The organism is Faecalitalea cylindroides ATCC 27803, from assembly GCF_000469305.1.
In the GTDB taxonomy this organism is placed as follows: Bacteria; Bacillota_I; Bacilli_A; order Erysipelotrichales; family Erysipelotrichaceae; genus Faecalitalea; species Faecalitalea cylindroides.
In genome coordinates this window covers 26164-38510 of the sequence record NZ_KI270990.1, presented here as the reverse complement: position 1 = coordinate 38510, position 12347 = coordinate 26164, and the positions used below count along the sequence as shown (strand labels likewise).

The 12347-nt window shown below is 36.3% G+C and carries 10 protein-coding genes and 1 riboswitch; of the genes, 2 read left to right on the top strand and 8 right to left on the bottom strand.

Annotated elements, in window-relative coordinates:
* Positions 1-585: a Holliday junction resolvase RecU gene (gene recU / locus HMPREF0367_RS04125; protein WP_081683629.1), complete on the top strand. Its 585-nt coding sequence runs from the start codon at positions 1-3 to the stop codon at positions 583-585.
* 4 nt (positions 586-589) lie between these two features.
* Positions 590-3124 carry a transglycosylase domain-containing protein gene (locus HMPREF0367_RS04120; RefSeq protein WP_051335171.1) on the top strand — a complete coding sequence of 845 codons (2535 nt, stop codon included), beginning with the start codon at positions 590-592 and terminating at the stop codon, positions 3122-3124.
* A 68-nt stretch (positions 3125-3192) separates the two neighbouring features.
* On the opposite strand, the gene HMPREF0367_RS04115 is transcribed toward HMPREF0367_RS04120, so the two are convergent.
* From HMPREF0367_RS04115 to nadA, 8 genes are all read right to left on the bottom strand, one after another.
* On the bottom strand, positions 3193-4524 hold the full coding sequence (locus tag HMPREF0367_RS04115) for an MATE family efflux transporter (protein WP_035401455.1): 1332 nt from the start codon (positions 4522-4524) through the stop codon (positions 3193-3195).
* An 84-nt stretch (positions 4525-4608) separates the two neighbouring features.
* Positions 4609-5340 carry a pyruvate formate-lyase-activating protein gene (gene pflA / locus HMPREF0367_RS04110; protein ID WP_035401453.1) on the bottom strand — a complete coding sequence of 244 codons (732 nt, stop codon included), beginning with the start codon at positions 5338-5340 and terminating at the stop codon, positions 4609-4611.
* A 45-nt stretch (positions 5341-5385) separates the two neighbouring features.
* Positions 5386-7632 carry a formate C-acetyltransferase gene (gene pflB, locus HMPREF0367_RS04105; RefSeq protein WP_035401450.1) on the bottom strand — a complete coding sequence of 749 codons (2247 nt, stop codon included), beginning with the start codon at positions 7630-7632 and terminating at the stop codon, positions 5386-5388.
* 19 nt (positions 7633-7651) lie between these two features.
* Positions 7652-7735, bottom strand: a riboswitch (ZMP/ZTP riboswitch).
* A 71-nt stretch (positions 7736-7806) separates the two neighbouring features.
* Complete coding sequence (locus tag HMPREF0367_RS04100) at positions 7807-8685, bottom strand: CPBP family intramembrane glutamic endopeptidase (protein ID WP_035401447.1); 879 nt, start codon at positions 8683-8685, stop codon at positions 7807-7809.
* A 40-nt stretch (positions 8686-8725) separates the two neighbouring features.
* The gene (locus HMPREF0367_RS04095) at positions 8726-9238 is read right to left on the bottom strand and encodes a transcription repressor NadR (RefSeq protein ID WP_035401445.1); all 513 of its coding nucleotides are present in this window, start codon (positions 9236-9238) and stop codon (positions 8726-8728) included.
* 2 nt (positions 9239-9240) lie between these two features.
* A complete protein-coding gene (nadC, locus tag HMPREF0367_RS04090) occupies positions 9241-10092 on the bottom strand; it encodes a carboxylating nicotinate-nucleotide diphosphorylase (RefSeq protein WP_015536248.1) in 852 nt (283 codons plus the stop codon).
* Positions 10089-11378: an L-aspartate oxidase gene (locus HMPREF0367_RS04085; protein WP_035401443.1), complete on the bottom strand. Its 1290-nt coding sequence runs from the start codon at positions 11376-11378 to the stop codon at positions 10089-10091. Before HMPREF0367_RS04085 ends, nadC begins: the two co-directional genes overlap by 4 nt.
* On the bottom strand, positions 11375-12280 hold the full coding sequence (nadA, locus tag HMPREF0367_RS04080) for a quinolinate synthase NadA (RefSeq protein WP_022355665.1): 906 nt from the start codon (positions 12278-12280) through the stop codon (positions 11375-11377). Before nadA ends, HMPREF0367_RS04085 begins: the two co-directional genes overlap by 4 nt.
* Positions 12281-12347: the final 67 nt, after the last annotated feature.

Below are 12347 nucleotides of genomic sequence, written 5' to 3'. Positions count from 1 at the left end.
ATGAGCACGATAAAATATCCTACCGCTATTTCACCGGTTAATTTATCACAGTCCAGCACGACTTATTCACAACGAGGAATGAGTCTTGAATCAGATATCAATGATTCAAACAAGTATTATAGAGCTTGTGATATTGCGCTGATATATAAGAAACCAACACCTATACAAGTGGTTCGAGTGGATTACCCGGCTAGAAATAAGGCTAAGATTGTAGAAGCTTATTATAAAACTCCTTCTACTACAGATTACAATGGGGTATATAGGGGATGTTATATCGACTTTGAAGCAAAGGAAACGAAAAATAAAACTGGATTCCCAAAAATGATGATCCATGATCATCAAATCGAGCATCTAGAAAAAGTCAAGCTTCACAAAGGAATTGGTTTCTTTATCATTCGTTTTTCATATTATCACCAAACTTTTTTAGTCGATGCTCCATTGCTTATCAAAGAATATCATCAGACGACAAAAAGCTTTATTCCATATAAATGGTTTTTAGAAAATGGTCAACTGATCAAAGAAGGACTGCGTCCACGATTAGCGTACCTAAAAGAAGTGGATGCAAAATATTTTAAGGAGGATTGAATTCATGGCAAAACTAATGTCAAAACTCAAGAATAATACAAGTTCAGATTCCAAGCCACCAAAAAGCCCTAAACCAAAAGGGCGAAGAAAACTGGATATTTGGAATAAACTCGCTATTGGGGTCCTGACAGTTTTTTTGGTAGGATGCATATCTGTATTCTTTATCCTTGTTAATATTGTCAATGATCCAGATGGTATGCGTTTTAATCAAGACGGACTTGTCACAACACAAAACACGCGAATATTTGACGGAAATGGAAACTTATGGACAGAATTAGGTTCTGAAATTCGTGAAGATGTATCTTATGAACAAATACCACAGTCTGTAATTGATGCCTTTTTAGCTATTGAAGATTCTCGTTTCTTTGAACATAATGGATTTGACCTTCCTCGTTTTATGGCCGCTGCCTTAACCAACCTAAGAACTGGAGACTTCTCACAGGGTGGTTCAACATTGACCATGCAGATGATTGACAATGCTTTCACAAAACAAAAAGAAGAACAGTTAAAAGAATCTGGAAGCTATACAACAGTAGATCAAATCAAATTAAAGGTTCAAGAGATTTATCTATCTTTGATTGCAGAGCAGACGATTGATAAAGAAGCTATCTTTGAATTCTATGTAAATCGAATCTGGTTTGGTTCAGGCAGTAGTACTCGAGGTATACAAAAAGCAGCCAATTATTATTTCAATAAAGATGTTTCTCAATTGAATGTCGGTGAAGCTGCATTTTTAGCCGGAGCAATCAATGCGCCTGACTACTACAATCCAATCAATAACATCAATGATCCAGATACCGATCATTTACAACTTGCGACAGAACGTCGTAATACAACACTGACAATGATGTTACAACACGGATACATCACCGAAGAAGAATACAATTTATATGTAAATACAGATCTTTCATTTTCTCTTCAGTATGTAGAACAGGAAAACTCAAATCCATATGCTGCATACTTAGATCAAGTACTAAATGAAGCTGCAACCTTAACTGGACAAGATCCAGCTATTGTTCCAATGGACGTTTATACATGTCTTGATACTGATCTTCAAAATCAGGCAAACGCTATCTGTAATGGTGAAATCTTTGCCTTCCCAGATGAAGCGTTTGATGTAGGTTTCACGGTTGTAGATAATGACACTGGTGAAGTCTTGGCAGTCGGTCCAGGTCGTTTCTATGATTCTACATCAGCTGATCGTAAAGATAGTTCAATTATGCAACGTTCACCTGGTTCATCTATGAAACCATTATTAGCCTATGCATCGACTTTCGATATTTTAGGTTGGTCTACAGTGCATACAGTAAATGACGCCGCAAAAGATTACTTTAAATCAGGAACTAATTTAGGTAACTCCGATGGTAAATACGATGGAAAAATGTCATTGGCCAGAGCCTTAGGAGTTTCTAAAAATACGCCGGCTGCTCAAGCCATGATCGATCTCGTTGATCAGACAGGTTATGATTACTGGATTGAATATTGTAAGAATTTGGGATATACCGATGATGTTGCAGAAGCTTTCGTTGAACAATATTGTATCGGTGGTGCTGATATGCAGGCCTCTTCAAGAGAACAGGCAAGTGCATATACGATATTTGCCAATGGTGGAAAACGAATCGAAGATCATACGATTCGTAAGATCGTATACCGTAATGATAATTCTGAAGTCACTCCGAATTTAGAACCTATTCAAGTAATTTCAGAACAAGCCGCATGGATGATGTCTCAATTATTATATGACGTAGTCAATGGAAACTATGGAATGATGAATGATCAGTTAGCTTCATCTTCTTATCCAATCTATGGTAAATCTGGTACATCCGACTGGGGAATTTACGGATTGGAATACGGTATTCCACAAGCTGCAATTCGTGATGAATGGTCAGTTGGATATTCGAGTGCATACACTGTCGCCTGCTGGTCTGGTTACTTAACTCAATATGAACAGCAAGGTTACTATATACCAGTTAACCAGATCATATATTACAATATGGCCTTTGAAATCACTGATTACTTATTAGATTACATGAGTTCTAGAGAACAATATGTGGATATCCCTCGCCCAGATGGAATCACTGATTATAAAGGTGGTTATATCAAGACTGAATTTGCTAGCAAAGGAGATCCAGATACATCTTCAACAGATGACGATGAAGATGATACATCTGAAGAACAACAAGCTTGTGAAGCTGAAGGCGGTACTTGGGATGCAGAAAGCTCTACTTGTGTAAAAGAAGAGGAAGAAGAACCTGAAACTCCAACTCCTGAAGAAGAATGTATCGCCAATGGCGGTACTTGGGATGGTACAGCATGTACATATCCTCCAACTCCTGAAGAAGAATGTATTGCTCAAGGTGGTACTTGGGATGGCACAACATGTACATATCCACCAACTCCAGGTGGAGGAACCGGCGGTGATGGTGGCCAAGGAGGTTCCGGAAATGATGGTAATACAGGTGCACAGACACAAAATATTGCTGCTATCTTAAGCTGGGATCCAAGAAAATTGATTCAACAATTATTAAACCTATTTTAAATAAAAAAAAGGAGGTACGATCAATCGTACCTCTTTTCATTTACAAAAAAAGACGAACTACTCGTCTTTTAAAATAATTCTCTATGTTTAATGATATCATAAACATAATATAAAGAAGATATTCCCCAAGTTAGAGGGTAAACCCAATAAACAAATTGTATATTATGGAACAAATATCCAGTCACACTTAAGAAAACAACTCGAATAATGCACCAAGATACGATCATTACCATCATAGGGATCATAGGTTGCCCCGCACCTCGTTTTACCGCCGATATCGCATGTGTAAAAGCTAACAAACAGAAGAAAAAGCCTGCAATCTGGGATCTAGCAACACCAAATGATATGACCTCTGGATTATTATCAAATAATAGAATCAATTGATTAGCGAACAATACTGTCCCTATTCCTATCATTTCAGCAATCACAACACTGCATACAATTCCAAAAATTGCTCCTTTTTGGGCACGCTTTTCTTGTCTGGCTCCCAAATTTTGACCAACAAATGTCGTAATTGCGTTATTAAAACTCATAATCGGTAAAAAGGCAAAACCTTCAATTTTTGAATACGCTCCACAACCAGCCATGGCCATTGCTCCAAAAACATTAATATTGGATTGAACTACGACATTAGCTACCCCGGTAATCGAATTCTGTATTCCACTTGGAATTCCATTGCGCAATATTTCTTTCAACATTTCCTTATTAATTCGAACTTCACGAAAAGAAAGATGATAGCTTTCCTGACTTTTGTGCAACAGGCGCATACATAAAAATGCACTTACAAACTGAGAAAGAATAGTTGCAAAAGCTGCCGCCTCGACCCCCATTTCAAACCATGCGATCAACACATAATCTAGGACAATATTAATCAGGCTCGAAATGATCAAATAATACAATGGATGTTTGCTGTCACCTAGTGATTGAAGGATTCCTACAAAGATATTATACATAACAAGTCCTAAAGCCCCTGCAAAATAAACACGAAAATATTTTAACGATTCTGGCATGACCGTTTCTGGTGTGCCCATCAATTCCAATATAAATGGTGCTAATACTACTCCTAAAACCGTCAAAATAACAGACATGATCAATCCAAAAGCAACATCTGTATGTATCGCAATGCGAAGATTTTCATGATCCTGCGCTCCAAAATATCGCGAAATTACCACTCCAGCACCTAAGGCAATCCCATTAAACAATCCTATCATCATAAATATTAAGTTTCCTGATGAGCTTACAGCCGCTAAGGCCTCACTTCCTAAAAAATTACCAACAATTAATGAATCAGCCGCATTATATAATTGTTGAAATAGATTGCTAAAAAATATTGGTAATGCGAATACAACCATTTGTTTCCAAATGGTTCCTTGTGTCATCGATTTTTGTGAAACTGCCATATTTAATCACCTTTGATATTATAGCAGAAACTGAATATCCTTTTATAGTATATAATTTCCATTCGATAGGAAAAGGCTGACTTATTATCGCCAGCCTGTCTTTAAAATTTTATTTGCGTTTTCTATTCTATCTTTTGTTGGAGGATCAATGCCTTCTAAAGGATACGATAGACCTAACTCACGCCATTTATATGCCCCCAATGTGTGATACGGTAAAACTTCCACTCTTTCTACATTCTTTAGCTCTGAAATGAACTGAGATAATTCTTTTAAGAATATATCTTCATCTGTTCTTTGTGGAACTAGAACATGACGAATCCAAACCGGTTTATTAATTTTGGAAAGATATTTTGCCATCTCCAGTATATTTTGATTTGTATGTCCTGTTAACAATTGATGTTTAGCATTATCTATATGTTTGATATCCAATAAAACTAAATCACACACATCCATCAATCGATTAAACTTTTTAAAAAATGGTTCATTATAGGTAAATGGCTGCCCACATGTATCAAGAACAGTATGAACACCTTCTCTCTTGGCAAGAGTAAACAATTCAATCAAAAAGTCAATTTGTAACAATGGTTCTCCACCACTTACAGTAATACCTCCTTTATCCTTCCAATAAGGGCGATAACGCAAAGCTTTATTTAGAACATCTTCTGGATCTTGATCAGGCTCTTGAATTTTCCACGTATCAGCATTATGACAAAACTGACAACGCATCTTGCATCCTTGCATAAAGATCACATAACGAACACCTGGCCCATCCACAGATCCAAAAGTTTCAATTGAATGAATTGAACCTAAAGTCATAAGTACTTCCTTTCTAAAAAAAGCCTGAGTACAGGCTTTTTAATTTTATAGATGATCGTGACATGTACGAGCAATAACATCTAATTGTTGCTCACGAGTTAAATCGATGAACTTAACCGCATATCCAGAAACACGAATCGTAAAGTTTTGATATTCTTCTTTTTCCGGATGCTCCATTGCATCTTTTAACTTTTCAACACCAAATACATTTACATTTAAATGATGTGCTCCTTGATCAAAGTATCCATCCATAACATGAACTAAATTCTCTGCTCTTTCCTCATCGTCATGCCCTAACGCTCCAGGATTGATCGTTTGCGTATTTGAGATACCATCAAGCGCATATTCATATGGAAGTTTAGCTACAGAGTTTAAAGATGCCAACAAGCCATTCTTTTCTGCACCATAAGATGGGTTTGCACCTGGTGATAAAGGTTCCCCTGCTTTTCGACCATCTGGTAAAGCACCTGTTGCCTTTCCATATACAACATTTGATGTAATTGTCAAAATAGAAGTTGTTGGTTCACTATCACGATATGTATGATGCTTTTCAATTTTGCGCATAAATGTCTTTAACAACCATACTGCGATTTCATCGGCCCTATCATCATCATTTCCATAACGAGGGAAATCTCCTTCAATCTCATAATCTACGACTAAGCCATCTTCATCACGTACAGTTTTCACTTTTGCGTATTTAATAGCACATAATGAATCTACTACATGAGAGAATCCCGCAATACCTGTCGCAAATGTACGACGAACATTTGTATCGATCAAAGCCATCTGGCTAGCTTCATAATAATATTTATCATGCATATACTGAATCAAATTCAGTGTATTTACATATAATCCAGACAACCAATCCATCATGATGTCATATTTATGCATTACTTCATCAAAGTCTAAATATTCACTTGTAATTGGTTTATATTCAGGCCCTACCTGTGTTTTTGTCTTTTCATCAACTCCACCATTGATTGCGTACAACAAACATTTCGCAAGATTTGCACGAGCTCCAAAGAACTGCATTTCTTTTCCAGTCTGTGTTGCACTTACGCAGCAGCATACTGCATAGTCATCACCCCAAACTGGGCGCATAACATCATCGTTTTCATATTGAACAGAGCTTGTCGCAACACTGATCTTAGCTGCATACTTTTTAAAGTTTTCTGGTAAGTGAGATGAATACAATACAGTCAAGTTTGGTTCAGGACTAGGTCCCATGTTTTCAAGAGTATGTAGGAAACGATAACATGTTTTAGTTACCATATGTCTTCCATCCATACCGATACCCGCAACATCTAAAGTAGCCCAAACCGGGTCACCAGAGAATAATTGATTATAGCTAGGAATACGGGCAAATTTAACCATTCTAAACTTCATGGTCATATGGTCAATGATTTCCTGTGCCTGACTTTCTGTTAAGATTCCTGCTTTTAGATCACGTTCAAAATAAATATCAAGGAAGGTAGAAATACGTCCGACACTCATAGCTGCACCGTTTTGTGTTTTAATTGCAGCTAAATATCCAAAATATAACCACTGTGCAGCTTCCTTAGCGTTTTTAGCTGGTCCAGAAATATCATAGCCATAGGCAGCAGCCATTTCTTTCATGCCTTTTAAAGCCTTGATTTGATCAGCTAATTCTTCACGCTGACGAATGATATGATCCAGCATTGTACCATCGCCACAAAGTGCCAGATCTTCTTCCTTTTTCTCAATCAAATAATCAATTCCATATAGTGCAACACGGCGATAATCACCAACGATACGTCCACGCCCATATGTATCTGGAAGTCCTGTGATGATCTTATTGCGTCGTGCAGCACGCATTTCCGGCGTATATGCACTAAATACCGCATCGTTATGAGTTTTATGATATTTTGTAAAAATTTCATGTAATTTCTCACTTGGTTTATAACCATATGTGGTACATGCCTCTTCACTCATACGAATTCCACCATATGGCATGAAAGCACGTTTTAATGGTTTATCCGTCTGTAAGCCGACGATCTGTTCAAGATCTTTCATTGATTCATCAATATAACCAGGTCCATAAGATGTCAAAGAAGAAACAATTTCTGTTTCCATATCTAAAACGCCACCTTTGGCACGCTCTTCTTTTTGAAGCTTTTGAAGAGCTCCCCATAATTTTTCTGTTGCTTGTGTTGGTTCAGCCATGAAGCTTTCATCTCCATCATATGGAGTATAGTTGTTCTGAATAAATTCACGAACATCCACTTCATCCTGCCATTTTGTTCCTTTGAAACCTTGCCACTCTTTTCTCATGTTGTCCTCCTGTCTTTTCTATGGCTGCCCAGACGGACGGCATTTATACTCTTATACTTCCATGTGGTCAGTTCCACTTTTTCCGTCAGTTATATAAGCACCCTAAATATAACATACAGGTTTAGCGATTTCAAATGATACGACTTGATAAAAAAAGGTTGATTCTAAATCAAATCAACCAACGATAAAACTAACAACTGTCTCAAGTATAAACAAAATAAACCAGGATATAAAAGAAAATCTTAAAAAGAGTCTTGAAAAAAAAGGATAACTAATCGGATCTTCCTGATATTCTTTTTTAAGATCTTTTATATGATTTGATAACCAAATTAAAGCGACAATCATACAAGCAAAGCGAAACAACAGATCGATTGTGGTCAATGACATCGAAAATGAAGTAAATGTCGTTAAAGTATTATGAAATATATGCAACAAAATAGGAACCATCAAAGAATCTGTTTTTAAAGAAGCATACGCAAGCACTAATCCTAATACAAATGCATGTGCACCTTGTTCCAAATATAGATGAAATAAGCCGAAGATCAATGCTGAGGCAATAATGGCAAAATAGCGATTATATCTATTAAGTGTTCTTAAGATTGCTCCACGAAATAAGACTTCTTCAAAGATTGGTCCAATCAAACAAACATAGAACAAAAAAAGCCAACCTGACAAAGAGCTAAAATCAAACGTAAAATCTGCCTGAGGAATATCTAAATTTGTAATCGTGGTGAATACTGTACTGATAATGCTGATAAATAAGATTGCAGCCATAGAGAATCCGGTCATCAAGATAAAATACTTACCCAGCTCTTTTACAGAACAATTCAAATCATATATAGAGCCTGGTATTTGTATTTTAGTTTTTCGCTTACAATAAAAGATCGTGATCAAAATTGTAATAATGGAAATAATAGCCGACAATCCATTATCTATATAGGAAAAAGGCATAGTAATGACAAGCATTACGGCAAAATACACCCATAAACTTTTCCCTATTGATTTAAAATCACGATCTTCATTTTGAAATTTATCAAATACTGGTGGTTGCATATAATCACATCCTTTGAATGATTATAACACAACTAGACAATCACTCATCCTTTTTTGACAAAATATTCATCTTAGCCAAGGCTTCTTCTATCTCATCTAAAATAAATTCACTAGAGGCACAAACCAAATGACCATGTTTACCACCGGTAAGCTCTGTCAAAGGTTTAATTTTTTTCAATGTGGTTTCGTTCACAAAATTTTTAACATCTTTTCGCGAATGAATATTCAGGTTTGCTTCAATTCTTCCATAGATCGCATGATCCACGAAAACATTCTCTACTTTTCCACCTAGATCAACTATCGTATTTAACTCATCTTCAATCATATCATCTGTATGACAAACATAGATTTCTCTTTTTATATCATGATCTAAGATAATATATCCTTTACTGGTAGAAATGATATCGATATCTTTAGCCCTTAATAAAGCTATGTCTTGAACGATGACTTGCCTCGATACATCACAAATTTTTGCCAGTTTTGTTCCAGAAACAGGCTGATCTGAATCGCACAAAGTTTTGACGATTATATCCAAACGATGATTTTTGGACATGATTACACCGCTTTTAAATTCTTTAAAGATAAATCCAGAATTGGAGCTGAATGTGTCAAAGCACCGCTGGAAATATAATCCACTCCAATTTGTGCTAGATCTTTAATTGTTTCTTTTGTGACATTTCCGCTACATTCTGTCAATGCTCTGCCATTAATATATGCGACCGCTTCTTTCATTTCATCTATGCTCATATTGTCTAACATAATAATATCTGCACCAGCCTCAACCGCTTCTTTGACCATATCCATATTCTCAACTTCAATTTCGATCTTACGAACAAATGATGCATATTCTTTAGCCAAATTGATTGCCTGTGTAATGCCTCCTGCAGCTGCAATATGATTATCTTTTAATAAAACTCCATCTGAAAGGTTATAGCGATGATTATATCCACCACCAACTTTTACTGCATACTTTTCAAACACACGCATATTTGGTGTTGTTTTTCTTGTATCCAGTAATTTTGTTTTTGTACCCTCTAAAAGCTTTGCACTTTCGTGTGTATATGTCGCAATTCCTGACATTCTTTGAAGGAAATTCAAGGCCGTTCTTTCGGCAGATAAAAGCACACGAATATCCCCATGCACTTCACCGATCTGCTGACCGTTTTTAACTTCGGCTCCATCTTCCACAAACAAAAACACCTCTGTTTTGGGATCTGTCAAATGGAATACTCTTTCAAATACAGGCAAACCGGCAATGATACCATCTTGTTTACAAATCAATTGCACAGATCCTTCCTGGTATTTTTTCATGATGGCATTGGTTGTAATATCTTCACTTGTGATATCCTCCCGCAAAGCCTGCAGGATCAATCCATCCACATTCATTGACATCGTTATTGTGTTCATTGGTTCTCCTTTCGCTTTTTGATCTCATTTAGAACAATATTTTTATATGTTTCCACATAATCCTTTGGTAGTTTTTCAATTGTTTCTTTGGCCAAATCGTCTAAATCACATGAAGATTGAACTGCTTTCTGTGTTTTTATATCCTGCATTGCCCTTTTTGCAAAAACTAGGCTTTCTAATAAAGAATTAGAAGCAAGACGATTTTTTCCGTGCACGCCATTGCAGCTTGTCTCCCCAGCTGCATACAATCGTTCCATTGAAGTCTTTGAATTTTTATCCACGTATACTCCACCCATATAGTAATGCTGACCTGGAACAACAGGAATCCACTCTTTTGTACAATCATATCCCTCATTCAGGCAGTGTTGATAAATATGTGGGAAATGTGTAACGATCGTTTCTTTTCCTAATACAGTCATATCGAGCCAAACAAATGGTTTATGGTCTTTTTTCATCTGTTTTAATATTTCTTTGGTCAATAAATCACGAGGCAATATTTCATTGGCAAATCTTTTACCATCAGCCCCATAAAGTTTTGCACCTTCTCCACGAATTGATTCACTAATCAAAAAACTTCTACCATGTTTTTTTGAATATAGTGTTGTAGGATGAAATTGAATATATTCTGGATGCTCCAGTTGGACTCCATGACGAATTGCAATCGCAACTGCATCTGCTCGTAAGTGCGGATAATTTGTTGAATTACAAAACAATCCTCCAATTCCTCCAGTTGCCCAAATTGTATAATTAGCCCTAATCGTATAATATTCACCGTCTTTTTTTGCCAATACCCCATAACAAACATTCTCTCTTTCCAAAATGTCAACCATAGGCATATTTTCAAGAATCGTAATATTTTTACGCGTTAATACCTCGGCTAAAAGCTTTGAAGTGATTTCTTTTCCTGTAATGTCTTCATGATATAAGATTCTAGGTTTAGAGTGACATCCTTCTCTAGTATAGTCAAAATGATTGCCTTTTTTCGTAAATTCAACACCATATCCTATAAGTTCATTGATTGTTTCTTTACTCGAGCGAATCATGATATCAACGGATTCCCTACGATTTTCATAATGACCTGCTTTCATCGTATCCTCAAAAAAACTATCATAATCGCTTTCATCTTTTAAAACACATATTCCACCTTGTGCTAAATAGGAATCGCTCTTGTCCTTTGCAACTTTTGTGATCATTAAAACTTTTTTATCCGGATCTGCATGTAATGCCGCAAACAATCCTGCAGCTCCTGTTCCTACGATCAAGATATCTGTATCAATTCGTTTCATGATGCCAGCTCCAACATTTTTTCCAGTGGTTTGTTCGCATTGATCATCATATTTTCATCTAAAATTATTTCATTGTTTTCCTCTTTTAGACAATCTCGAACTTTTTCAACCAATATTTTTTTCATATTGGAGCAAATCAATTCTTCAGACATTGGATAGAAGGTCTTATCCGGACACTGTTTTTTTAGTTCACATAAAACACCAAGTTCAGTACCAATGATAAACTCCTTGTTCATACTGCTTTTTGCGAAATTGATAATACCAGCTGTGCTGCCGGCATAATCTGCCAACTGCACCACTTCTTCTTTACATTCTGGATGTACAAGTAGCAATGCTTCAGGATGTTGTTTTTTGGCAGATAATGCAGCCTCTTTAGTCATCGCATGGTGCGTGATACAATAGCCATCATTTAAAATAATATTTTTTTCTGGAACTTGTTTTTTTACATACGATCCAAGATGCTGATCTGGTATAAAGAAGATATTTTGATTCTTTAATGATCGTACGATATCTACCGCATTAGAAGATGTTACACAAACATCACTGACGGCTTTTAAAGCTGCTGTTGAATTCACATAACATACAACCGCAAGATCTTCATACTCTTCTTTCATCTTTTTAATCTTTGAAATAGCAGCCATATGTGCCATTGGACAATCTGCACTCATATCGGGTATCAATACTTTTTTATCTGGATTTAACAATTTAGCACTTTCTGCCATAAACAGAACTCCGGCAAAAACGATGATCTTGGCATCCGTTTCTTTAGCTTTTTTTGCCAAGGCAAACGAATCCCCAACAAAATCAGCAATTACCTGTACTTCATCAGGCACATAGTAATGCGCCAAGATGATCGCATTTTTTTCTTTCTTTAATGTTTCTATTTCACTAAACAATGACATAATCTTCCCTCTTTTTAAACTTATACCGCCAAATTATACATCTTTTATTTACAGCTGACAAGACAGT